The organism is Nonomuraea polychroma (assembly GCF_004011505.1).
Lineage (GTDB): Bacteria > Actinomycetota > Actinomycetes > Streptosporangiales > Streptosporangiaceae > Nonomuraea > Nonomuraea polychroma.
In genome coordinates this window covers 4,093,843-4,117,633 of record NZ_SAUN01000001.1, presented here as the reverse complement: position 1 = coordinate 4,117,633, position 23,791 = coordinate 4,093,843, and the positions used below count along the sequence as shown (strand labels likewise).

The window sequence follows — 23,791 nt, the reverse complement described above, 5'->3', positions numbered from 1 at the left end:
GAAACCCGAGGAGAAGACCGCCTGGAGCATCCCGGACGCCGGGATCATCGCCGGCGGCCTCCGCCCCCAACCGGTTCAGTTCAGAGATCGTCGAGTACCAAGTAGGCCCCTCCGAATTCGGAGGGCTCAACCGACCAAATTCGTCATGCACAGGGAGACGAACGTGCACGAGGAAACGCATTTAAGCCCGGAAGTACGGCGGCTCGGATCGCACCGCCTGGCGCGGGAGTCGGACGTACGGGCCGCCCTGGCCATGCTGGACGCCGGTCCGGCCGGGCTCGTGATCACCGGAGCAGCGGGAATGGGCAAGAGCGCCCTGGCCCGCCAGATGCTGGGGCGACTTCGCTCCGATGGCTGGCAAGTAGCCGCCATGGTGGGCAGATGGTCTCCGCTAACGCTGTTCCGCGGCGTCTCCGAGGCCTTCCTCGGCTGGGGCGAAGAGCTTTCCCAGGAACAGGTACGCATGATGGGGGCCTTCGGCCTGGCACTGTCGGACGACGCCATGCTGGACACGACCTGCCGGCTGCTGAAAAGTTTCCCGCTCGTCCTGCTCTTCGACGACCTGGGCCAGAACTACGACGGCACCGGCTTCCTGGATCCCGGCTTCGGCGAGGTGTTCGACCGGCTGTGCCAGGCCGCCGATCGCGGCCGGGTGCTGGTCACCACCCGGACACCGCTACCGGCACTGGCCACGGACAACCGGCTCGGTGCCCTGCGGCTCGACCCTTTGGACCTCACCGCGGGGGCCGAACTGGCAACCGGGCTCCCCTTCCTGTCCACCGTGGACCCGGCCACCCGGGAGCGGGTGGTCCGCACGACCCAGGCGCATCCACGTTCGCTGCACCTGCTCGACGCCTGGCTGTCCGCGAACCCCAAGGGCGCCGGAACGCGGCTGGCGGCCGTGACGCCGGGAGCCGCACCGCTCGACCTGGTCATGGCCGAGCTGACCGGGCCACAGCGGGAGACCCTGCTCCAAGCCACGATCTGCACTGTCCCGGTCACCGTACGCGACCTGGCCGTCGCCTGCGACACGAGCAAGCCGGACCTGAGGCAGCGCCCGGAGCCCACGCGGTCGGCGCTCAAGAGCATGCGGGCCGACGCGGCCCGGCTCGCCGAGCTCGGACTGCTCAACGCGTGGGAGGGGTGGGACGGGGACACCGTTTACTTCGCCGACCGCTGGATCGCGGAGCTGCTGGCGCCGTACCAAGGCCCGGCGCTCGCCGACCGTCACGAGCGCGCCATGAACATGCACTACAGCCGGACACACGACAGCGGTACGTTCGACGACTATGTCGCGGTCTGCCGGCACCTGGTAGCGGTCCAGGGGCTGGGTGACCTGACGCACTTCGTCCTAGCTGTCATCGACAGTCTGGAGACAGACTTCGAGTACGCGGGGATGGCGCTCCTGGGAGAGATCGCGCCATTCGTACCGGCGGGCAACGGCCACCACCGTCCCGTCCGCGACCATCAGGTCGCCATGTTGATCCGGCACGGCTTCCCTCGGGCCGCGCGCGAGGTGGCCGAACGATCGTTGTCCGCGGTTGAGGAGTGGGCCGCCACCCACCCGCAGCGCGACGAGGCCAGGTTCTGCCTCGGCGCCGCGCGCGACACCTGTGGCCAGGCCCGGCTCGCCGACGGCCACCTGGTCGACGCGGAGGCCGTGCTCACGCAGGCCGTGGACATCTACCACGAGCTCGCGGCCGAGCATCCGACCTTCATCGAAGCAGACCAGCGGCTCGCCAACTCGTTGCAGCACCTCGGCGAGGTGTACCGCGCGCTCGACCTGCCGGAGCACAAGGACAAACACTACGAGACGTGGGCCGAGTGCTCCACGATCCGTACCCGGCTCTTCCAAGCGAATCCGAGCCCGGAAACGGCCCTGGAAGCCGGACTTGCCTTCCACCGCCTCGCCGGCCTGGCCAAGAGCGACGGCGATCGAGACAACGCGCTGAGACTGCTGGGCACGCGCCTCGCGATGATGGAGGCGATGGCGGAGATGTATCCGTACGACGAGGAACTCGCCGCGGAACTCGCCACGGCGAAGGAGGATGTCGCCGCTTTCGATGCACACGCCACCTACACCGCCGACGGTCCTGAGGGGGTGGAACCTCCCGGCGCGGCAGGGGGAACGGCGGAGGTCATCGGGATCCTGAGGCAGGGGCCGTTCGCCTTCAATCAGTGGCGTGCCGAGAACGCCGAGGAGGAGCTCGATCTTTCCGGCGCCGATCTGCGCGGATTGGACCTCGACAAGATGGTCTTCGCCGGTGCCGACCTCACCGGCGCGGATCTGTCGCGGGTCTCCGCCCGCGGCGCCATCTTCTCCGGGGCTGATCTGACCGGTGCCAACCTGGCCGGCGCCGACCTGACCGGGGCGGGGTTCGGCTACAGCGAGTTCGTCAACGGCACCATCGCCTTCACGCGGCTGGGCAGTGCGATGATCCAGCCGGCGACCTTGACCGGTGCGGTCTTCACCGGTGCGATCCTCGACCACACCTCGTTCCGTGAGTGTGATCTGACTGATGTCGACCTGCGCGGATGCGACCTGAGCACGCTGGACCTCAAGCGCTCCGGCCTGGACGGCGCGATCACCGACACCGCCCCTGGCACCGCCTGATGACGGCGGGACCGCCGCCGCTGAGAATTCGAGCCCGGCGCCCAGGCGGCAGGCGTCCATGGCGGCCCAGATCACCGCTTCAGGAGGCGCGTGACGTGGAGAACGCGATGAGATCCGGCCCGGGCGGCCCCTGAGCTGCTCACACCCATCGGTCCAGACCGTCGCCGACCGGCCCCGTATGCTGCTCACGGACCATGACTCGTCGATCAGCGTGCGACACGATCGCCACTCGGTGGCATCACTGCGAACAGACCCCGACGCGAAGGAAACGCATGGAGTCGGAGGCGCGATTCGCGCTTCTGGGGCCGGTGGCCGCGAACGGGCCCGGCGGGCCGATCGCGCTGGGGTTCGCCCAAGCAGCGGACCGTGCTGGCCGCCTTGCTGCTCCACGCGAACCGTGCGGTGCCGGACGACCGGCTCATCGACCTGGTGTAGGGCGAGCGGGCGCCGCGCACGGCCGTGGCGCGCCTGCACGTGTACGTCCACGAACTGCGCACCCTGGTCGGCAAGGAGCGCATCAGTCGCGTCGGCGCCGGATACCGCGCCCACGTGGCCGCGGACGAGCTCGACCTGTTCCTGTTCGAGCGGTACAGGCTCCCCGCGCGCGCCGAAGCCACCGAAGGACGCCACGCCGATGCCGCGGCCCGGTTGCGTACCGCGACGGGGCTGTGGCGGGCACCAGCGCCGAGCTGATCCGCCAGGAACGCCCTGGTCTCGAGGACAGGCGGACCTGCGCCCTGGACGAGCTGTACGACGCGGAGCTGGCGTGGCTACAGGAGTGCCTGGGCGGGCGACGGCGTGTGCGTCCTGAGCGGTACGGCGGGCATGGGAAAGACCGCGCTCGCGGTGCACTGGGCGCATCAGGTCAAGGACCGCTTCCCCGACGGTCAGCTCTACATCGACCTGCGGCTATGATCAGGACCACGAGCCGCTGATCACGGCGGCGGCTTTGAGCCGCCTGCTGATCTCGCTCGGCTTCGGTCCCGCGCCTTCTCCGCCTCCTACCGCGCGCTCGCCCCGGCGGAACAGCGGGTCTTCCGCCTGCTCGGGCTCGTTCCCGGCCCCGATGTGACCGTGGCGGCCGCGGCGGCGGCCACCGACCTGCCGCCGGCCGCGGCCCGCGCCTCGCTCAGGGCCCTGGCCGCGGCCCACCTGCTCGAACACCACGTCACCGACCGGTACCGCTTCCACGACCTGGTTCGGCTCTACGCCGTGGCCGAAGCCGGGCGCGACCCCGAGCGTGCGGCGGCCTGGGACCGCCTGTTCGGCCACTACCTGGACTTGGGCGCCGCCATCGCCGCCCGGTGCGCACCCGGCGAGTACCTGCTTCCCGGCCCGCGACCGCCCGCGGGAGCAGGCGGGCGGCCGTTCACGGGAACGTCCGCGGCATCATCGACTTGGACATCCTCAATCTGATGGCCGCGCCGCTGATACGCGCGATCGAACGTGAGCCCGGCCCGCAGGTCTGGCGCCTGGCCGACATGGTTCGCGCCAACTGCGCCCGTACCGGCCACATCGGTGAGTGGGTGGAGGTGGCGTCGGCTCTGCTGGCGGTCACCTCCCCCTACGAGGTGCCCGCCGTGGCCGCCATGTTGCACATCGGTATGGGGGACGGCCTCTCCCGCACCGGCCGCCGTACCGAGGCCGTCGGACATCTCGAAGAGGCCGTGCGCATCGCCCATGGCAGCGGCGAGCGGGAGGGCGAGGCGGCGGCCAGGATGGGGCTGAGTTTCGCGCGTGCGTGGACGGGCGACCTCACCGGCGCGATTGCCGACAACGTTCGGGCGGCGCGGCTCTTCGAAGAACTCGGCTCGGTGCCCGGGCGCGTCAGGGCGCTCAACGCGCTCGGCCACCAACACCACCACCTGGGCCGGCTCGATCTGGCCGAGCGCTACTGCAGGCAGGCCCTCACGCTGAGCCGCCGCCATGAGCTGCCCTACGCCGAGGGCGCGTTGACCCGATGCACGGCGAGGTGCTCTCCATCAACTCTGCGTCGGACTTGGTCTCAAGCCCTCTTCTCAGGTCCGGGGCGCTTCATTGTCGCCGGATGGTGCGGCGCCGTCATGGCCGTGGTCGGGCTTGATCCTCCACCAGGACGGCGAAACCGTCGAGATGCCGTGCGAGGCTGTACTCGAACAAGCCGTCCACGTCCGACACCGTTTCCCCGGTAACCGTGGCCAGCAGCGGAAACCGTCCGCTGCTGAGCAGTTCATCGGCCCGCTTCCGCTGTATCAGCCACCACCGGTCGAGCGTCACACCGGTCTCCTGCTCGGCTTCGACCTCAGCTGCCATGGACAGCGCGACGGTGTGGACCAGTGCGTGCAGCGTGAGCGCCTCCCGGATCCGGGTCGCCATGGGCAGCCCGATCCCGTCGAGTGCGCGCAGGGTCCATTCGGTGTGCGCCATCATGTTGGGCACCAGCAACGGGCGCGTGAACGAAACCGCCCTGGGCAGCCACAGGTGCCGCCGGCACAGCTCCCATTGCCGGCGGGAGATCAGTTCGAGCTTGGCTCGCCACCCCTCCGGCCCCGGGACGGGGAGCTCCGGTTCGCCGAAGACCTCGTCGGCCATCTGCGTCACCAGTTCGTCCTTGTTCGCCACGTGCCGGTACAGCGACATCGGACCGACGCCCAGCTCGGCCGCGAGTCGCCGCATGGACACGGCGTCGAGTCCCTCGGCGTCCGCGATCGAGATGGCGGCGCGGAGAGCCTGCTTCCGGTTCAGTGCCTGCTTGGAGGCGTGGCCCCGCCGCGGTCTCGGCGGCGAGGCCAGGACGGTCGGCTGCTTGTGGCCTGTGCGGACGCTGACCACCGTGCCGGCGCCGACCTTCGTTTCGACCAGCCCTTCGTCGCGGAGCGTGGCCATCACTCTGGTCGCGGTCGCGACCGCGACGCCCCATCGCTGAGCGATCTGCCGGATGGAAGGTATCCGATCGCCGGGCCGCAGGTCGCCGGTCAGGATCCGGGCGCGGATCCCCGCGACGATCTGCCGGTACGGCGGTTCCGGTCGCTTGGTTGACGACGGCATGAGAGCCCCCGATCTATCGGTGAGGTTGGCGGCTGCCATAAGTGTACTAGGTCAATCTCTTCAGTACTAGTTCACTTTTGCTTCCTCGTATCTGCTAAGGGGTGCATATATTCAGCCGACTAATACAATGTACGCATGAAACTTGCTACACCGTACGCATCCGTGCGGCGGGCGGATGACGCAGACCGGCAGGCGGTGTTGGACGTCCTGACCGAGGCGTTCATGAACGATCCGCTCGTCTGCTGGCTCTTCCCCGAGGCGGGCGAACGAGGACGCCTTCAGTCGCACTTCTACCGCCCTCTGCTCACCCATCCCGCCGCCGAGACGTATCTGGCCGGCCGTCGCGAGGGCGCTTCGGTATGGCTGACGCTGGCCGCAGGCCAGACGCCCCACGAGGAATTACCGGACGCGCCCAAAGCGAGCTCGGACTCGGTCTTCGGTGAGAACGGTGCGCGGTTGTTGGCCCTGGGGCGGGCACTGGCCCCACGGCACCCCGACCGCGAACCGCACCTTTACCTCCCCTGCATGGGAGTGATCAGCGGGCGGCAGGGCGCCGGACTCGGCTCGGCGATGCTGCGGCACCGGCTGGAGCGAGCGGACGCCGACGGGCTCGCCGCGTATCTGGAGGCGAGTTCGCCCCGGAGCCGCGCCCTTTACCTGCGGCACGGGTTCGAGGATCTCGGCGAGCCGGTTCGCGTGGCGGACAGCCCGCTCCTGTGGCCGATGTGGCGCCCCCCGCACCGTTGACCGCCGGGACACGACGACACGTCAGCTCACACCACCCCTCCAACAGACACAAGGAACGTCAATGACAACGAACCATGAAGCCGAGGCCCGCCAGGCCCATCGGCGACCGCCGACCCTGGTGTTCATCCACGGCACCAACTCCTCCTCCGCCTGGGCTTCGGGGCTGACCAGCGAACTCACCCTGCGCGGGCATCGGTGCGTGGCCGTCGATCTTCCTGGACACGGCCGCGAGGCGTTCTACCCCCGTTCGTACCAGGCCCCGCAGGACCTCCAAGCGTTGGCGACCGAACCGTCGCCGCTCGCGAAGATCACCATCGACGACTATGTCGAGCATGTTGTGGAGGTGGTGCGCCGCGCCCGCCGCCACGGGCCCGTGATCCTGGTAGGCATGAGCCAGGGTGGCGTCACCGTGAGCAGAGTCGGCAACGCCATCCCCGAACTGCTCGATCGGGTCGTCTATGTCGCGGCGTACTGCTGCGTGGACCTGCCGAACGTGGCCGCTTATCTCGAAACGCCGGAGAACAGCGACAGCCTGCTCCCAAAGGTGACCGCGGCGATGGTCGCCGATCCAGCGGTCCTCGGGGTGAACCGGCTCAATTGGCGCTCGGCCGACCCGGCGGTGTTCCAAGGCGTCAAGGAGGCCCTGGCCGGAGACTTCACCGACGAAGGGGTGAGCCGGCTGCTCAACATGCTCGAGCCGGACGAGACCGCCGGCATTCCCCTGGCTGAAGCCCGGGGCGAAGCGCACACCTGGGGCCGGATTCCCCGGACGTACGTGCGCCTCACCCTCGACCGGCTGATCCCGCCGGCGCTGCAGGACCGGTTCATCGCAGAGGCCGACCGTCTCACTCCGGGCAATCCGACCGACGTCCGAAGCGTCGCGGCACCTCATGTCGGCCCGTTCGACCGGCCTGAACTGGTGGAGATCTTCGCCGAACTCGCCAGCCGCTGACCCGGCACGGCATGGCCCAGGCAGGTCGTGTTCTAGTGGTGGAGGACTACGGGGTTGGCCGGATGCTCGGTGAGCTCCAAGATGGCCTTCGCCTGGGCCGGTATCGTCCTGCGCCGGTTTGGCGTGTGGAGATCCCGAAATCAGAGGGTGGCAGGCGGCCGTTGGGTATTCCTTCCGCCCGCGACAGGGTGGCCCAGCAGGCCGTGAAGCTGGTGCTGGAACCGGTTTCGAGGCGGATTTTCTGCCGGTCTCGTACGGGTTTCGGTCGAAACGGTCGGCCACGCAGGCGATGGAGCGGTTGCGTGCCTGGTTCATCGAGGGCCGCGAAGGGCTGGATTTCCTCGGCTGTCGTTCACAGCGCGCATGTCGGGCCGGTTGTGGGAACAGAAGCGGGTCATCCGCTACTACCTGCACCGCTGGCCGTCGCAGCGGGCGATGAAACGGCTGCGGGACAAGATCCGGCCCGGACCGGGCGTAACCGTGTGGGCCGGGACATCCGCGAGGTGATCGCGGAGGTCAACCCGGTTCTGCGCGGGTGGGGCAACTACTTCCGCACCGGGAACGCCGCCATCAAGTTCCGGCAGGTGGACAACTACGTCGTTATGCGGCTGAGGAGTCTTACGGTCGAGGAGCGTGGTCTGCAGCCTGCGCGCGGGACAGGCCCGGCAGTGGACGGAGGACTGGTTCAGCGGGCATGGCCTGTATCGATTGCGCGGCACCATCCGTTATCGGAAGGCGGCGTAACCATGTCAAGAAGATCATCGGTAAGCGGTATGCGGGAAACCCACACGTACGGATTGAAAGGGGGATGGGGAAGCGGGCTCGCAAGAGCACCGCGCCCCTGACTGCCAATGGACGTTGAAGGGCTGGCCGGCCTTGTGGTCGCTACGGCGGACAAGGACCCGTTGGTGTGTTTGGGGGCCATGGCCCGGATTCGCGCGGGTCGTCGGGTGTTTGGCGGTCGATCGTGACGGCGGTGCGCGGTGACGGTGGGCTCGCCACGAGAATCGAGGAGCTGCTGGGCTCCCGGCATTCTGTGGCGGCCGCCGCCCTGATCTCCCCTGGTGGCGTGACGGTGGCCAGTCGTGGCGCTGACCTAGATGCGGACTTCGAGATCGGGTCGATCTCGAAGGCGGTCACTGGGTTGCTGTATGCCGATGCGCTGGAACGCGGGGAGATCCGGCGTGACTCGACCCTGGGCGAACTGCTGCCGCTCGGCGATGTTCCGGCCGCACAAGTGACGTTGGCCTCGCTCAGTCAGCATCGGTCGGGGCTGCCCGGACTGCCCAGGTCGGCGCGTCCACTGCGGCGCAAGTTCGCCCTCTGGCGGCACGGCACCAACCCTTACGGTGAGAACCTCCAGCAACTTCTCACCCAAGCGCGGAAGGTGCGGGTGGGCAGGCCTCGAGCACGCTATTCCAACTTCGGGTTCGAGCTGCTCGGCCATGCACTCGCCAGCGCGGCCGGAAGGTCTTACGCGCAACTTGTTCATCAGCGCATCGTCGGCCCACTGAGACTCGACCACGTCTACCTGCCCGCGACGGCCGACCAGCTCGGGCCGAACGCGCTCATCGGCAGGAGTCGGCGAGGCAGGCCCCGGCAACCGTGGACCGGGGAAGCGATAGGGCCTGCAGGTGGCATCCGAGCCTCCATCCAGGACATGGCCCGCCTGGTAGCGGCGCTGCTCGACGGCTCCGCACCCGGGATCACCGCCCTCGATCCGCTCGCCCCCTTCGGCAAGGGAGCACGCATCGGCGCGGGCTGGATCACCATCGCAGTCAAAGGGCGTCAGACCGCCTGGCACAACGGCGGTACCGGCGGCTTCCGGTCCTGGGCCGGCCTCAACCGCGACACCGGGACCGGCGCCGTCATCTTGTCCGCCACCTCGGCATCAGTCGATCGTTGCGGACTCTCGCTGCTGACCGAACACACCCACACGGTACTCAACAGCTGATCTTCATCACCCAAACCTGTGGCGCTGAGTCGATGGGGACAACGCGCCACTGTAGAACGGGGCAGTTTGGGTCGGCACCGGACGGGGCCATCGAGACGGTCGACGTCGTGCTGAGGCGATCGAACCCGCCGGACGTGCCCCCAGCCCTACGCATTGGCCATGGAAAGCTGCACGATGCGGCTGGACGATCGGTTGCAATGCGCTCGCGCTGCGCATCGGCTGGAGTGCACGGTGGGCAGGCGCTCCGAGCCCGGCGTGAAGGCGGCGGTCAACGATGCTCTGGAGCGGGTCGCCAGTGAGGCCTGTCGCCTGATCAGGGTCCGGGTCGCCAGCACCGTCGAGCTGTCAGTCGGCTTTCGCCAGCCGGTATTGGGTGGGCGTGACGCCGTACGAGCGGGTGAACCAGCGGGTGAGGTGGGCCTGGTCGGTGAAACCGGCCTCGCCGGCGACTCGGGCCGCGGGGTGTCCCAGGGCGAGCAGTCGGCGTGCGGCGCGCAGGCGCAGCTGGCGCTGATATTCGCTGGGGGCCAGCCCGTAGGTCGTGCGAAAGGCCCGGTAGACAGCGTACCGGCTGGAACCGGTCCAGACCGCGAGGTCGTCGGCGCTGATCGGGTCGGCGTAGCGGTCGTGGATCAGTTCGCGCGCTTTCGCGGCGAGATGCGCGACCGCCGGCGTACGGGGAACGGCGCGGAGTCGCGGGGGCGTACGCGCGGCCAGGCGCGCGAGGGCGGCGACGGCAGCGCAGAGGAGCTCGTCGCGCTCGAGCGGGCCGGCACCGTGTGACAGCGCGGTGTGCAGCCTGCGCAGCCGCGCCGCGAGGGCGGGAGAGTCGAGGACCGGGGCGGCGAACAGTGGCAATCCGGCAGGGCCCTGCGTCACGTCGGCGATGACGTCGGTGATCAGCTTTTCGCCGATGTGCACGATCCGGTACGTGAATCCCTGCTCGTGAGCCGCGTGCCCGTCGTGCACCTCGTCCGGGTTGAACGCCATGACCATCCCGGCCGCGCTCGTGTGCCCGGCGCCGCGGCACGTGAAGGTCTGCGCGCCGTGCTCTGTGACGCCGAAGGAGTACGTCTCGTGGCTGTGGCGGTGGTAGCGGTGGCGCAGGAAGCTCGCGTACATGGCCTCCAGCGGCATCTCGGCCGAGCGCCAGTACGTCGCCCACTCCCGGCCTGCCCGGCTCCTGCCGGTCATCTCGTCATCACCTCGTTCGCCCGCGGACATGAGTGAGGCGCACGAGCGTACAAGACCGGCCGGTCGGTGTGAGCGCAGCATGTTCGCTGGTTGTCGCGCCCGCCTCCATGGTCCACGGGCGCGGAAGGACGCGTTGCGGAGGGGTTCCCATGGCGGGCACGATAACGGGCAGTCGGGTCGGTACCCGGCCGTACCTGCTGCTGGTCACGACGATGCTGCTGTGGGGAAGTGGCTTCAGCAGTTCCAAGGTGATCGTCGATCACCTGCCTCACTCCGTGGTCGCGGTGTTGCGTTTCGGCGGCGGTGCTCTGACGCTGCTGGTCGCCCTGCGGTTGTCCCGGCGGGACGGTGAGGGCGGTGGCCGCCGGCGGTCGTCGCCGCAGGACTGGGCGAGGGCAGCCGGCGCCGGTGTGCTGGGCGTCTTCGTGTACAACCTGCTGTTCTTCTGGGGACTGTCGCTCGCGCCGGCGATCGACGGGAGCACCATCGTCCCGGTCATGAGTCCCGTGCTGACCACGGCCTTTCTGCTGGTCACGCGGCAGGACAAGGCGTCGGCGGCGCGGGTGGCGGGGTTGGCGTGCGGGGCGGCCGGGGCGGCGATCTTCTTCGTGGGCTCGGGCGGAGCGGCTGGCGGAGGCCAGGTCCGACTCGCGGGCGATCTGCTGTTCCTGCTCAGTGCCGGCTGCTGGGCCGGGTTCACGCTGCTGGGCCGCCGTGTTCTTGCCGGTATCGAGCCGCTTCGGGCGACGACGTACGCCACGGTGAGCGGGGCCGTGCTGCTGGCAATCTACAGCGCGCCGGCGGCCGTCGAGGTCGCCTGGCACGACGTGCCCGCCTACGTCTGGCTGAACGTCGTCTTCGTGGCGCTCGGCCCGACCGCGGTGGCGAACCTGCTCTACTACCGGGGCGTTCAGGCCGTAGGCCCCGCGTCGGCGTCCATCATGATGTTCCTCGTACCCGTCGTCGGGACCGCATGCTCCGCCCTGCTCCTGGACGAGTCCTTTGGCGCCGTGCAGGCGGTGGGAGCGGCCGTACTCTCCGTCGGAGCCGTCCTCGCTGTCACCCAAGGCAGGATCCCGAAGCGGCGTCGCGCTGTCACGTCCTGAGATTGCCGGACACCGACCAGCAGATGACATTTCTCGTCTACAGAGAGCTCGCCGCTCGGACGCAACGAACGCCGCGCTTCTCACAGCCGCCGCGCTCACCTCGCTCGCGGCAACCCCGGGCGAGGTGAAAGGGCGAGCGTGCGGGCCGCGTGTTCGGTCCACGCAGCCAGGAACGCCTCCCGCCCCAGATCACCCGGCGTGTGACCGATGAGGAGGTCCAGCAGCGGGAAGTAGGTCAGGGACGAGATGAGCACAGCGGCCGTGGCCTCCGGATCGGCCACCTTCACCACGCCCAGCGCCCGCTGGGCCTCGATCCACGTGGCGCACTCGCGGTAGAGGGTGGCCAGCACACCCTGCCACATCGGCTCGAAGATCTCCGGGAACGTGGTGAACTCGCGCAGCATGATGCGCACCAGGTCCCTGTCGCCGTCGATCACGTCCCACACGGCTCGCGCCATCATGCGCAGCGCCTCGCGCGGATCGTCCGGAACCCGCTCCACCACCTCCTGCCTCCTGAGCGCCATCGTGCCCAGGTTGCGTCGCACCGCCGTCTCGAGCAGTGCCTGCTTGGAAGGGAAGTGCTTGTAGAGCGCTCCTGAGCCGCCTGCGAGCCCGCATGCCTGCTGGATGTCGGTCACGGAGGTCGCGTCGTAGCCCCGGAGTGCGAACAGCCGGATGGCCTCGTCGAGAATGCGCCTCCGAGTCACGCCAGGATTGGTTCTCGCCATAGTGAGAGAGTAATCTCTTTCTATGGTGGAAGTGATCGTGGAAGAGACCATTCGCTGCACGCCGGAGGAGTATCTGGAGTTCGTCATGGACGCCGGCCGCTACGCGGAGGTCGACGACAAGATCGGCCCAATCGACTGGGTACGCCGCATCGACAACCTCGTGGAGTTCAAGTTTCGCCCCGTTCTGCCGGGTGTCCCGGGTCCGGCGCCCAAGCTGGTCTCCCAAATGCGCCTGACTCCTGGCCGACGCGTCGACGTCCGGTACGCGCCCCTGCCCCGCAACCGCTTGAACCACCGACTGTCCCGCTTCAGCGCCTCCTTCGAAGCGAAGGCCACCGCGGACGGGGTCTCGAAGGTGACGCGCATGATCTCGATCGAGTTCGCGCCGTTGCTGCGCTGGCTGCTGGAGCCGATCCTGCGTCGCAGACTGCCTGCTGACGTGCGCAAAGAGGTTCACGGGGCCAAGCAGCGACTGGAGAGCAGAGGGACCAACCCGCCCGGGAACTGATCACCCAGGACATGGCGAAGCTTGATCTTTGACCTGTGCGTCGAGGACGGGGTCTGTACGGTTACTAACTGGACACACCCCGGCACCGGACTGGGCGGGCACTCGTCACACACCTGCCGGGCCTGCTGGCCACGCTGCTCAACGGGGGTGGGCAGCGCCATGGCATTGCCCCCGGCGGTGGCCGCGTCTTGCCCTGCGGATGAGCGTGCGCGTGTTACGTCCCACAGACGGCCCAGGAGATCATTTCGGGTTTGGTGAGTTCACCTCACGTAAATGTTTGGCCTGGTGGGGCTGGGCATGCGGTCGCCGATGAAGAAGCTGGTGTGCGGCGGCTGGTTGTAGGCGGTGTTCTGCCAGGCGATGGAGACCCGGTAGAGGGGGTCGTGCATCAGGGTGTAGATGCGGCGGTCGGTCGGCGTGGGCGTGGAGTAGATGCGCAACGCGCGGTTGTCGGTGGTGGGCCAGACGACCTCCTCACGCCAGTCGCCGAACAGGTCTCCCGACAATGACGGGGTCGCCTTGGTGCCGTTGTTGGAGTGCACGCCGGAGGCGGTCAGCAGGCGGGTGTCGGCGCTGGTGCCGTACTTGTCGATCCTGGTCTGGTCGAGCAGCTCCCTGACGGGGTCGGCGTCCCACCAGGCGAGGAAGTTGATCGAGGATGGTTTGCGGCCGGCCGTGTTGCCGGTGACGCTGCGCAGGTTCGCGTCCGCGGCCGACCAGAACTCGGCGGCGATCCTGACGGTCGAGATGTCGCCGGCCACGCCGCGGCCGTTGTCGCTCCCGGCAGGGGTGGACCACAGGATCTGGCCGTTGCGCGGGTCGATGTAGAGGGAGGACGGCTGGGAGGAGGACTCACTCACCTTGAAGTACTCCAGGCCGGCCCGGGCCGGGTCGAAGTCACCCAGGTGTTGCGCGTCGCCGTGGCCGGTGCGCGTGGTCCACATGCCGGTGCCGTTGTCGTTCACGGTCATCGCGCCGTACACGATCTCGTCGCGGCCGTCGGCGTCGACGTCGCCGACGGACAGGCTGTGGCTGCCCTGACCGGCGTACTGTGAGCCGGCCGAGTTGCTGTCGAACGTCCATCGCTTGGTGAGCGTGCCGTTGCGGAAGTCCCAGGCGGCGATCACCGAACGCGTGTAGTAGCCGCGGGCCATGATCAGGCTGGGGCGCTCACCGTCCAGGTACGCCGTCCCGGCCAGGAAGCGGTCCACCCGGTTGCCGTAGTTGTCGCCCCAGGACGAGACCGTGCCGCGCGGCGGGTCATAGTTGACCGTGGACATCGCGGCGCCCGTCAGGCCGTTGAACATCGTCAGGTACTCGGGGCCGGACAGGATGTAGCCACCGGAGTTGCGGTGGTCGGCGCTCGCGTTCCCGATCACCGTGCCGGCGCCGTCCCTGGTGCCGTCGGCGGTCTTCATCGCGACCTCGGCCCGGCCGTCGCCGTCGTAGTCGTACACCTGGAACTGGGTGTAGTGCGCGCCGGCGCGGATGTTGCGGCCCAGGTCGATGCGCCACAGGCGGGTGCCGTTCAGCCGGTACGCGTCCACGTACACGTTGCCGGTGTAGCCGGACTGGGAGTTGTCCTTGGCGTTGGACGGATCCCACTTGAGCACGAACTCGTACTGGCCGTCGCCATCGAGATCGCCCACGCTGGCGTCGTTGGCGCTGTAGGTGTAGGCGACCCCGTCCGGGGTCGTGCCGCCCGGCGGCGGCTGGATCGGCACGTCGAGGTACGAGCCGCCGGTGAAGCGGAGCGAGGCCGGCGAGGCGGCCTGCTCGACGCCGCCGACCACCGCCCTGACTGTGTAGGAGGCCTCGGCCGCGGCGCCGTTGTCGAGGTAGTTGGTGGAGGCGGTGAGGCCGGTGGCGACCCTGGTGGAGCCGCGGTACACGTTGAACGAGACACCGTCGGGGTCGGTGCCGAGCAGGCGCCAGGACACGAGGTTGCCCGTACCGGACCGTACGCTGATCAGCCCGCGATCCAGGTCCTCCATCTGCTTGGTCGGCGGGGCCGCCTGGGCGGGGGCGGCGGTCGTCGTCGTGGCCGCTGCTAGGGCGAGGACGGCGGCGGCGCCGGCCATTCGTAACCGCATCGCGGGGTCCTTTCTGTCGGGGTGGTAGTGGTAAGCGCTTTCCCAATGGTCAAGAAGAAAGTTTCATGGGGTCGGGGAGATGGGTGTTAGCGTTAACGTCGCTGTGCGGAGGTGGTGATGGGTGGCTTCACCTGGGCGGATGGGCATCTGGTCTCCTGGCGGGCGGCGAGGGCGCGGGGAGTCCGGGCTCGGCGTATTAAAGCCGTCTCACCCTCGGCCCGCAAGCCGTCTCGCCACCGGCCCACAAGCCGTTGTGAGGGCGCGTGGGCGGTCGGGTTGCCTTGACGCCGGTGTCAGGGTTCTAGCGTGGGCGGGACCTGATCGCCCGACCGACTGGAGGCATGAATGACGAGGGTGACGTTCGGGCTGAGTTACAACACGGCCCACTTCGGCGTCGATCCCGACGGGATCGCGGAGTTCGCCCGGCATGCCGAGGAGTGCGGTTTCGAGTCGCTGTACCTGCCCGAGCATGTCGTCCTGTACCGGGGCGCGAAGGTCGGGGCCTTCGAGCTGCCGCCGTCGTTGCCGTACGTGGATCCGCTCGACTGCCTGAGCTTCGTCGCCGCGGCCACCCGGCGGATCCTGCTCGGGACGGCGGTGCTGTTGCTGCCGTACCACCATCCGGTCATCCTCGCCAAGCGCCTGGCCACCGTCGACGTGCTGTCCCGGGGGCGGATGCGGCTGCTGACCGTGGGGCTCGGCGCCCTGCCGGGCGAGGCCGGCGCGGTGGGGGTGGATTTCGCCACGCGCGGGCGGCGCGCCGACGAGGCGATCGATGTGCTCCGGCTGCTGTGGGGTGGCGGGGAGGACGGCGTCGCCTTCGCGGGGGAGTTCTTCGCTTTCGACGGCCTGTGCAGCTTTCCGAAGCCGTACGGGGGCACGCGCTTGCCGATCCACGTCGGCGGGTCGAGCCGGGCGGCTGCGCGGCGGGCCGGGCGCCGCGGTGACGGCTACTTTCCCGGTGGGGCGCTGGATGCCAGAGAACGGGCCGCGCAGTGGGAGCTCGCCCGGTCGGCCGCCGTCGAGGCGGGGCGGGATACGGACACGCTGGAGTACACCCGGTGGGGCGCGATCGACATGACCGAGGAGGATGTCGAGCGGATGGCGGAGCAGGGTGTGACCCGGATCGTGGTGAGCCCGGCCGCCGCCGAGCCGGAGGCGCGACGCGATGAGCTGTCGGCGTTCGCCGAACGGTTCGGCCTCCGCGCCGCCGTTTCGGGGTGACATCCTCCTCGGCTCGGGTCGGTGGTGGTCTCGTGCCTGCGCCGTAGGGCGGGGTTCCGGGGGAGCGCGGGCGGGTACACGTACGGCCTGCGTGAGAAAGGCCGGGTGCGCCGATGATCGGAAGGCTGGTCGAGCTGGGTGGCTTCGGGATCGAGGCCGTGGTCACGCTCACCCGCAGCGGGCTGCTGGCCCCGGTGCCGCCCGCGGCGCTGGCTCGCATGGTGGAGGCGTACCGGCACTACCACGTGACGCCCGCCGCGGGCGTGGCGATGGCCGCGGCGCGCTGGCCGGACCGGCGGGCCGTGGTGGACGAGGCGGGGTCGCTCACGTTCGCCGAGCTGAACGCGCGGGCGGCGGCGCTGGCCGTGGGCCTGCGCCGGAGGCGCGACGTGGGCCCCGGGCGGACGGTGGCGGTCATGTGGCCCAACGACCGAGGCTTCGTGACGGCGGTCGCCGCGGTGTCGCGGCTGGGCGCGGACCTGCTGCTGCTCAACACCGGGCTGGCGGGGCCGCGGCTGCGGGAGGTGTTGCGGCGCGAGGGTGTGCACACGCTCATCGCGGCTCCTGACCTGCCGCCCGTCCACTTCCCTGGCCCGCGCGTCACTGACCTGGACGAGCTCGCCGCCGAGGGCGGTCTCACCGGCCGGGACGGGTCGGAACACGAGGACGGGCCAGCGCGGCGGGCCGGGCGGCTGGTGCTGCTCACCTCCGGCACCACCGGCACGCCCAAGGGCGCGCCGCGGCGGTTGTCGCTGACCGGGCTGGCCGCGCCGTTCCTGTCCATGCTCGCCACCGTGCCGCTGCGCAGCGGCGAGCCCATACTCATCGCGCCGCCGCTGTTCCACGGGCTCGGACTGCTCTGGTACGCGGCCGCGCTGGTGCTCGGCTGCCCGGTCGTCCTGCTGCGCCGCTTCGATGCCGGGGCCGTGCTCGACGCGCTCGCCGCCGAGCGGGCCGGGGCGCTGGTGGCCGTGCCGATCATGCTGAAGCGGATCCTTTCCTGTCCGCCCCGGCCGCTGCCGCACCTGCGTGTGGTGGTCTCCGGAGGTTCGGCGCTCCCGCCCGCCGTGGCCACCGCCTTCATGGACTCCTACGGCGACGTGCTCTACAACCTCTACGGCTCGACCGAGGCCGGCTGGGCCTCCCTGGCCACGCCTGCTGACCTGCGTGCCGCGCCCGGCACCGTCGGCAGGCCACCCCGCGGCGCCACCGTACGCATCGAGGGACCGGACGGTGCCGAACAGCCGCCTGGGGGAGTGGGCCGGGTGCTCGTGGCCGGCGGCCTGACGTTCACCGGCGCCGCGAACGGCCTGCTGACTACCGGCGACCTCGGGCACCGCGACGACTCCGGGCTGCTGTTCATCGACGGCCGCGACGACGACATGATCGTCTCCGGTGGCGAGAACGTGTTCCCGCAGGAGGTCGAGGATCTTCTGGCGCGTCAGCCCGGAGTGGCGGACGTGGCCGTGCTCGGCGTGCCGGACGACGAGTACGGCCAGCGCCTGGCGGCGTTCGTGGTCCCCGAGGAAGGGGCGGCGCCGTCGGCCGACGAGCTCAGGCAGGCGGTCAAGGCGGAGCTGGCCGGGTTCAAAACGCCGCGCGACATCACGTTCGTGGACTCCGTTCCGCGTAACCAGACCGGCAAGGTGGACCGGTTCAAGCTCATCCCGCACTCCTGACGTAAGAAATCTACAATGCAAAGGCGGTCGCTGGTGGCCTCTACTCGTATGGCACGTCAGGAGCGTTGACCTCCTCTATTTCAACGACAGCCAGCGCCGGTACGACCGTCCGCGGGGCGGGGATCCAGGTGCCGGTGACGCGTACCCAGGTGTCGGCCGCGGGGGCGGGCGGCCCTTGACGGTCACCTTCATCGTCTGGGCATCGGCCGCGCAGCAGCCGATGCGCAGGCGCGCGAGATGCCATCCTCCGGGGGATGGGACGGCGAAGCCGGTCAGCCGTACCCTCTTGCCCTTCAGCGAGGCGGGCGCGGACCAGGCGCGGCCGGCAAACTCGCTCATGGTCAGGTCGTTGACCCGGCCGTGCTTGAGCGGTCGCAGGGCGGCGTCCACGACGGACGGCGGGGGAGGGGCGGGGGCGTGCTCTGCTTGTTGGACGGTGTACGAGCCGAGTGCCGGCGGCGCGACCAGGAAGATGGCGGCGGCCGGGGCGGCCAGCAGCCATGCGATCCGGACCGGGTCGTGGTGTTCCTCGTGGGCGGCCGTCGGGGTGGGGACGACGGGCTCGCGGCCCAGTAACCGGGCCAGGTGCAGCTCTTCCTCGAGGGCGGCGGGGGTGATGGCCGCCTGGCGTCGGCGCCGCCGTTCGAGGGCCGGGACCGCCGCCCCGAGGACGGTCAGCACGGCGCCGGCGGTGATCAGCAGGGGCTGGAAGCCTGGTTTGACGTAGTTGGTGAAGTCGGCTGAGAAGGCGGAGATCCACAGTAGTGCCGCGCCGAGCTGGAGCAGGAGCAGAGCTTGGGACGTCCGGCTCACGTGGGCTCCTCGTACGGCTCGGCGGGCGGCTCGATCCTGACGATCTCTGTTGCGGCGATGGCGGGTGGCGTGTAGTCGCGGGGGATGCCGTTCTTCCAGGGCACCCAGGTGCCGGTGACCCGTACCCAGGAGTCCTCGGGCGGGGCCGGTGCGCCTTCGACGGTGACCTCCAGGGCGAGCGCGTCGGCGGCGCAGCAGTTGATCCGCATCCTGGTGAGGTGCCAGCCGCGCCCGGACGTCACGGCGAAGCCGGTCAGCCGCACCGGCCGGCCCGCGAGGGATGTGGAGGTGCCGTAGGCACGGCCGATGAACTCGCCGAGTGTCAGGTCGGCGGCCGGGGGCCCGGTGTAGGCGGTGGCGGGTGGGGGAGCGGTGGTTTGGCGGCGGGCGGCGTACGAGCCGAGCGCGGGTGGCGCGATGAGCACGATCGCGAAGACGGGTGCCGCCAGCAGCCACGCCACCCGGGGTGCGTGCTGGCCGGGCCGTCGCCGCCGGAAGGCCGCTGCCAGGCCGAGCGCCACCAGGATCGCGCCGGTGGTCACCAGTGCGGGGCGGAACCCGGTCCTGACGTAGTTGGCGTACATCGCCGAGAACGCCGACACGCTCAGCAGCGTCGCGCCGAGCACTACCAGGAGCCATCCCTGGGCCTGTCGGTTCACAGCAGTGCCCAGCCTGTGACGAAGCTGACGGCGATCGCCAGTGTCAGCGTGAGCGGCACGAAACGCCAGGCGAAGGCCCGGCCGAAGGTGCCGGTGTGCAGGGCGATCAGTTTCAGGTCCACGATGGGCCCGACCACGAGGAACGCGAGCTTGGCGGTGGGTGAGAACGTCGTGAGCGAGGCCGCCACGAAGGCGTCGGCTTCGGAGCAGATCGACAGCAGGACCGCCAGAAAGGCCAGTACCAGTACCGACACGACCGGTATGCCGCCGAGGGCGGTCAGCCATTCGCGGGGGATCACGACGTTCAGCGTCGCGGCGGCCAGGGCGCCGACGACGAGGTATCCGCCGGCGTGCAGGAGGTCGTGGCACATGGCGTCGAGGAAGGCGCCCCATCGGCTTTGGCCCGGTTCGGCCTGGCGGCGCGGGGCGGGCAGCCAGGCGGCGCGCCCGAATCGCGCCCAGATCCAGCCCGCGAGCACCGCCACCGCCAGCGAGGCGGTGAACCGGGCCACCACCATGGATGGGTTGCCGGGGAAGGCGACGGCTGTGGCGATGAGCACGACCGGGTTGATGGCCGGTGAGGCCAGCAGGAACGCCAGGGCCGCCGGGGCGGCGACGCCTCGTGCCATGAGTCCGGAGGCGACCGGGACCGACGCGCATTCGCAGCCGGGCAGCACCGCTCCGGCCACCCCCGCCACCGGCACAGCCGCGTAGGGTTGCCGGGGCAATGCCCTCGTCCAGAACGAGGCGGGTACGAATGCGGTGATCGCCGCTGACAGTGCCACGCCGAACACCAGGAAGGGGATGGCCTGCACGCACACGGCCACGAACACGGTGGCCCAGGTCCGCAGTGCCGGGTCGGTCAGGTGGGGCGCGAGCAGGAACCTGCCTGCGACCAGCAGTGCCACCAGGCCGAGGAATGCCCACGGCGGTCCGAGTGCCGGGCCTGAGCGTTCCGGGGCCGGCCGGTCCGTTGTCGCGGTCATCTGGTGGTTGCCCTCCGTGGCCGGTTTTTGGAGGGTTCAGTATGGCATGTCGGGTGACAATCGTTTTCATGTTGTGAAGTGGTGGGCGTGCTCCCGTACCCACTGCTCGAAGGTGCGCGGCTCCCGGCCGGTGATCTGCCGTACGGCGGGCGACGGCTCGGGGCCGGTCAGCAGGTACGCCTTGCCGCCGTGCCCGCCTTGGGTCAGAAAAGCCGGTCGGAGCCGCTCGTCGATGGCGACGCATGGCTCCGACCGGCCGGCCTTTCTAAACAGGCTTCAGGATTGCCGCGGTCAGGCGGTGCCGTGCGGGTTGTCGATGACGTAGCGCCATTGGCCGTCGGCGCCGCGGCGGGCGACGTCGGTGGCGGTGCCGCTGAGGTCGACGGTGCTGCCGTCGCGTGCGGTGCCGCGCATGGACCAGTCCACGATGAGCAGCGCGATGTCGCCGGCGACGTAGGCGTGGCGGGCCTCGATGGGGATTCCGAGGCTTTGCAGGTGCTGGTTGGCGGCCAGGCGCGCGGGGCCGGTGACGGGCTGGCCGGGGACCGGGACGAGGACGGCGTCGGGCTCGTAGACGTGGTCGAGTGCCTGAGGGTCGCCGGAGTTCATGGCCGCGACGAAACGGGCGGCGGGGGTGTCGGGGTCGCCGGCGAGGATCACGTGCGGCTGCGAAGTGTCATGACTGTTCATGACAAAATGATCATATCACGAGTGGGTCGGGCGGCCGTGGGTCGCGGCGGGCCGGGATTGTCGTGGGTGGCCGCTAGGGTCCCGATCATGGTGAGCCGATACTCGCAAGGGGGCGCGCCGCCTCCGCCAGGAGGTGTCCGCGTGAGCGCGTGGGACGACCTGCTCAAACACATCCGGGCCGGCGACGTGGTCGGCACGATCCGCCTGGTCGGCGAGCTGGGCCCGGCCGAACGCAAGGTGGTGGCGGCTGAGCTGCCGACATGCCTGACGGCGCGGTCCCGTGGCGTCCTGGACTGGCGGGAGTGGGACCGGCAGCTGAGGCCCCTGCTGATGGCGGGCGCGGGCAGCCTGAGCGGCGCTTCGGCCGTGACCGGCTGGCTGCTGCGCCGTGACTTCCGGTGGCAGGTCCAGGACCGGGTCGTCGGCCGGGTGCTGGAGCTGCTGCGCCGGCGGCCCGTGGACTGGCAGGCGGACGTGGCGTTGCGTCTGGCCGGGCGGCTGCGCCACGCGGACGTGTGGCCGTGGGCGGTGGCCGCGGCGCTCGTGCGGGAGACCGGAGTCCGGCCGCCGGACAGTGACCCCTTCATGACGGGTTGGCTGCGCGAGCTCGGCGACCGGACGAGCGGGCTCGATCCGGCCATGGCGGCCGGGGATCCGTTGCTGGCGGCGTACGGGCCGCGCCTGTTCGAGATCGACGGCCTGGGCCTGGTGGATGTCTGGCGCGTGGTGGAGGGCGTCGTGCGGTTGCTCGAGCATGGGCTGCTGGATCGGGCGGCGGTGATCGACGGCCTCCTGGGGCGGCTGCTGCGCGACGGGCCCGCGGCGCTGACCCCGCTGGTGGGCCTGCACGACCGGCTTGACCTGGATTTGGATGAGGCGGCCGAGCGGGCCAGGGATTATGCCAGGCTGCTGCCGGCCGGGCCGGTCGCGGTGGCGGACCTGGCGCTGGCTCAGCTGCGGCGGCTGGAGGAGGCCGGGCGGCTGGAGGAGGAGTTGTTCGGCGAGGCGCTGGAGGCGCTGGCGTTCCGGCCGGAGAAGAAGCTGTTGCGCGCCGCGATCTCGTGGGCCGGTGACGCGGTGCTGCGCCTGCCGCCCGCGGGCGGGGCGCCGCGGGTGGACACGGTCTTGCGCGCCATGGCCATGATCTTCGCGCAGGACACGCTGGCGCTGCAGGAGCGGGCCGTGCGGCTGGCCGTGAAGCTGGCGCCGCGGTCCGGCGCGGACGGGCGGGAGGCGGTGCGCGACGCGGCCGCCGGGCTGCCCGCCGAACTGCGGGAGAAGGTGTCGGCCGCGTACGGAGGCGGCATCGCCGCGGGGGAGGTCCCGGTCACGCCGTTGTCCGCGGTCCAGGACGGTCGCCGGATCGAGCCGCCCTTCGGCTCTGTGGAGGAGCTCGCGCACGCGGTGACCGTCTTCAGCTGGCCGCCGGACCCGTACGACTTCGAGCGCCTCCTGGCCGGGCTGGCAGAATGGTCGCACCGAGCCCCCGAGGCGCTGCGCACGGCGTTACGGCCGTGGTGGCATCCGTTCGATCCGCACGTGTTCGGCCACTACGGCTACGAGGTCCACGAGAGTGTGGTCGAAGGCTTTCGCCTGGCTTTCCTGGCCTTCGCCTCCCCGCAGGACAGCGTGGCGCTGTCGCGGGACAAGGCGCCCCGCCGCAGCCGGCCGAGCGATCTCGGCGCGCTCGACGAGCTCTACCTGCGCCGCGCCCGCGAGCTCGCCGCTTGCTTGCTGAGCGGCGGCGGCTACCCCGTCATCCTGGCCACGCCCACGGCCGGGACCGGCCACGTCGATCCCGGTGTGCTGCTCGACCGGATCGAGCGTCTCGAAGCCGCCGGAGTGGACGCACTGCCCGGCGACCTCGCCCAGGCCCTGCTGCGGCTCCCGCGTACGATCTCCGCGGCGGATCTGGCGCGGGCCGGGCGGCTGAGCTCGCCGGCGGGCCAGGCCAGTGCTGCGTGGATGCGGGGTGACCGGCCGGCCGACCCTACGGTGACGGTCTCTGTGGGCTGGCACGAGAGTTACGGCGGCTATGGCTGGCACGAGGTGCGCGCGCACATGGCGGTGCCGGTTGTGGGTGAGCTGTTCCGTGAGGTGCTGGAGACTCGGCCGGGCTACTCCGACACGCCGGAGTGGTGGCCGCCGGCCCTGCCGTCGCATCGTGAGATCGTGGCGGCGCACCTGCTCGGCACGCTGGTGTCCGAGAAGGACGGGAGCGGCGGGCACGCGCAGGTGCTGGCGAGTCTGGCGCAGGGGGATGGCCCGCTCGGTGACGGGATGGCGTACGCGCTCGCCTGTGGCATGGGCCACGCGGCGGCGGCCGATCGGGCGGGCGCGACCGACGCGCTGCTGACGCTGGCCGCGCGCGGCGAAGTCCCGGCGGAGGAGCTGGCGCAGGCGGTCACGACGCTGGTCACGGGTGATGTCGTCAAGCTCAATCGGGTGGTGTCGGCGCTGGACGATGCCACTCAGGCCGGTGCGCACGAGGCGGTGTGGGAGGTGGTCGTGCGGCTGCTGCCGGGGTTGCTGCCGCAGGATGGCGAACGGCCCCGCGCCGGGTTGGCCGACCTGCTGGCGGCGGGGGCGAGGGCGGCGAGGATCGCGGGGGTGCGTGCAAAGCTTCCGGAGGTGGCGATGATCGCGGCGCGTAAAGGGTCGAGCAGGCTCATCCAGGAGGCGCGGCGACTGATCCAGCTCGTCCGCTTATGAATCTACATTGTAAAGGCGGCGGGTTTAAGGATTGTGTTTTAACCCTTTTAACAGAACCTCTCCGAAGAGGAGACGAGGTGGTCTCGAAGGCCCCGTTCAGCCTGA

General features: G+C 70.2%; 21 protein-coding genes. 13 read left to right on the top strand and 8 right to left on the bottom strand.

The features are described 5' to 3' along the window. Positions 1–145: 145 nt before the first annotated feature. The 4 genes from EDD27_RS18785 (at position 146) to EDD27_RS18770 (ending at position 4,785) form a co-directional block, all read left to right on the top strand. Positions 146–2,614, top strand: coding sequence for a pentapeptide repeat-containing protein (locus EDD27_RS18785; RefSeq protein WP_164903683.1), 2,469 nt, complete (start codon positions 146–148; stop codon positions 2,612–2,614). 459 nt (positions 2,615–3,073) lie between these two features. Beyond that, positions 3,074–3,307, top strand: a complete 234-nt coding sequence (locus tag EDD27_RS18780; protein WP_127933571.1) for a BTAD domain-containing putative transcriptional regulator — start codon at positions 3,074–3,076, stop codon at positions 3,305–3,307. 375 nt (positions 3,308–3,682) lie between these two features. After that, positions 3,683–4,030, top strand: a complete 348-nt coding sequence (locus EDD27_RS18775) for a hypothetical protein (RefSeq protein ID WP_127933570.1) — start codon at positions 3,683–3,685, stop codon at positions 4,028–4,030. Next, complete coding sequence (locus EDD27_RS18770) at positions 4,030–4,785, top strand: tetratricopeptide repeat protein (protein ID WP_127933569.1); 756 nt, start codon at positions 4,030–4,032, stop codon at positions 4,783–4,785. The genes EDD27_RS18775 and EDD27_RS18770 overlap by 1 nt, the downstream gene beginning before the upstream one ends. Here the strand turns inward: EDD27_RS18770 and EDD27_RS18765 are convergent. Further along, positions 4,676–5,641, bottom strand: a complete 966-nt coding sequence (locus tag EDD27_RS18765) for a GntR family transcriptional regulator (RefSeq protein WP_127933568.1) — start codon at positions 5,639–5,641, stop codon at positions 4,676–4,678. The two genes, EDD27_RS18770 and EDD27_RS18765, sit on opposite strands and share 110 nt — an antisense overlap. Positions 5,642–5,776: 135 nt before the next feature. On the opposite strand from EDD27_RS18765, the gene EDD27_RS18760 reads away from it, so the two are divergent. The 4 genes from EDD27_RS18760 to EDD27_RS18745 all read left to right on the top strand — a co-directional run bounded on the left by EDD27_RS18760 (position 5,777) and on the right by EDD27_RS18745 (position 9,294). Next, the gene (locus EDD27_RS18760) at positions 5,777–6,388 is read left to right on the top strand and encodes a GNAT family N-acetyltransferase (protein ID WP_127933567.1); all 612 of its coding nucleotides are present in this window, start codon (positions 5,777–5,779) and stop codon (positions 6,386–6,388) included. A gap of 61 nt (positions 6,389–6,449) precedes the next feature. Then, entirely contained in the window at positions 6,450–7,340 is an 891-nt protein-coding gene (locus tag EDD27_RS18755) for an alpha/beta fold hydrolase (protein WP_127933566.1), read from the top strand. A gap of 11 nt (positions 7,341–7,351) precedes the next feature. After that, the gene (locus EDD27_RS58725) at positions 7,352–8,185 is read left to right on the top strand and encodes a group II intron maturase-specific domain-containing protein (protein WP_421915453.1); all 834 of its coding nucleotides are present in this window, start codon (positions 7,352–7,354) and stop codon (positions 8,183–8,185) included. 122 nt (positions 8,186–8,307) lie between these two features. Continuing rightward, the gene (locus EDD27_RS18745) at positions 8,308–9,294 is read left to right on the top strand and encodes a serine hydrolase domain-containing protein (protein ID WP_206641501.1); all 987 of its coding nucleotides are present in this window, start codon (positions 8,308–8,310) and stop codon (positions 9,292–9,294) included. A 345-nt stretch (positions 9,295–9,639) separates the two neighbouring features. On the opposite strand, the gene EDD27_RS18740 is transcribed toward EDD27_RS18745, so the two are convergent. Next, entirely contained in the window at positions 9,640–10,488 is an 849-nt protein-coding gene (locus tag EDD27_RS18740) for an AraC family transcriptional regulator (RefSeq protein WP_127933565.1), read from the bottom strand. 149 nt (positions 10,489–10,637) lie between these two features. On the opposite strand from EDD27_RS18740, the gene EDD27_RS18735 reads away from it, so the two are divergent. Beyond that, a complete protein-coding gene (locus EDD27_RS18735; RefSeq protein ID WP_127933564.1) occupies positions 10,638–11,594 on the top strand; it encodes a DMT family transporter in 957 nt (318 codons plus the stop codon). A gap of 95 nt (positions 11,595–11,689) precedes the next feature. Here the strand turns inward: EDD27_RS18735 and EDD27_RS18730 are convergent, their stop codons facing one another. Beyond that, the gene (locus tag EDD27_RS18730; RefSeq protein WP_127933563.1) at positions 11,690–12,322 is read right to left on the bottom strand and encodes a TetR/AcrR family transcriptional regulator; all 633 of its coding nucleotides are present in this window, start codon (positions 12,320–12,322) and stop codon (positions 11,690–11,692) included. A gap of 22 nt (positions 12,323–12,344) precedes the next feature. Here EDD27_RS18730 and EDD27_RS18725 point away from each other — a divergent pair, with 22 nt between their 5' ends. After that, the gene (locus EDD27_RS18725) at positions 12,345–12,830 is read left to right on the top strand and encodes an SRPBCC family protein (RefSeq protein WP_127933562.1); all 486 of its coding nucleotides are present in this window, start codon (positions 12,345–12,347) and stop codon (positions 12,828–12,830) included. Positions 12,831–13,090: 260 nt separating this feature from the next. On the opposite strand, the gene EDD27_RS18720 is transcribed toward EDD27_RS18725, so the two are convergent. After that, on the bottom strand, positions 13,091–14,923 hold the full coding sequence (locus EDD27_RS18720) for a rhamnogalacturonan lyase (RefSeq protein ID WP_127933561.1): 1,833 nt from the start codon (positions 14,921–14,923) through the stop codon (positions 13,091–13,093). A 345-nt stretch (positions 14,924–15,268) separates the two neighbouring features. Between EDD27_RS18720 and EDD27_RS18715 the strand changes: the two genes are divergently transcribed. Both EDD27_RS18715 and EDD27_RS18710 read left to right on the top strand, forming a co-directional pair. Next, positions 15,269–16,147, top strand: coding sequence for a TIGR03619 family F420-dependent LLM class oxidoreductase (locus EDD27_RS18715; protein WP_164903682.1), 879 nt, complete (start codon positions 15,269–15,271; stop codon positions 16,145–16,147). A gap of 113 nt (positions 16,148–16,260) precedes the next feature. Next, positions 16,261–17,826, top strand: a complete 1,566-nt coding sequence (locus tag EDD27_RS18710; RefSeq protein ID WP_127933560.1) for an AMP-binding protein — start codon at positions 16,261–16,263, stop codon at positions 17,824–17,826. A 75-nt stretch (positions 17,827–17,901) separates the two neighbouring features. Here the strand turns inward: EDD27_RS18710 and EDD27_RS54345 are convergent, their stop codons facing one another. From EDD27_RS54345 to EDD27_RS18695, 4 genes are all read right to left on the bottom strand, one after another. Then, positions 17,902–18,639, bottom strand: a complete 738-nt coding sequence (locus EDD27_RS54345; protein ID WP_164903681.1) for a TIGR03943 family putative permease subunit — start codon at positions 18,637–18,639, stop codon at positions 17,902–17,904. Further along, on the bottom strand, positions 18,636–19,298 hold the full coding sequence (locus EDD27_RS54340; RefSeq protein ID WP_206641500.1) for a TIGR03943 family putative permease subunit: 663 nt from the start codon (positions 19,296–19,298) through the stop codon (positions 18,636–18,638). The genes EDD27_RS54345 and EDD27_RS54340 overlap by 4 nt, the downstream gene beginning before the upstream one ends. Then, on the bottom strand, positions 19,295–20,284 hold the full coding sequence (locus EDD27_RS18700; protein ID WP_127933558.1) for a permease: 990 nt from the start codon (positions 20,282–20,284) through the stop codon (positions 19,295–19,297). Before EDD27_RS18700 ends, EDD27_RS54340 begins: the two co-directional genes overlap by 4 nt. 291 nt (positions 20,285–20,575) lie before the next feature. Then, a complete protein-coding gene (locus EDD27_RS18695; protein ID WP_127933557.1) occupies positions 20,576–20,974 on the bottom strand; it encodes a YybH family protein in 399 nt (132 codons plus the stop codon). Positions 20,975–21,115: 141 nt separating this feature from the next. Here EDD27_RS18695 and EDD27_RS18690 point away from each other — a divergent pair, with 141 nt between their 5' ends. Next, the gene (locus EDD27_RS18690) at positions 21,116–23,686 is read left to right on the top strand and encodes a DUF6493 family protein (protein ID WP_127933556.1); all 2,571 of its coding nucleotides are present in this window, start codon (positions 21,116–21,118) and stop codon (positions 23,684–23,686) included. The last annotated feature ends 105 nt before the right edge of the window (positions 23,687–23,791 follow it).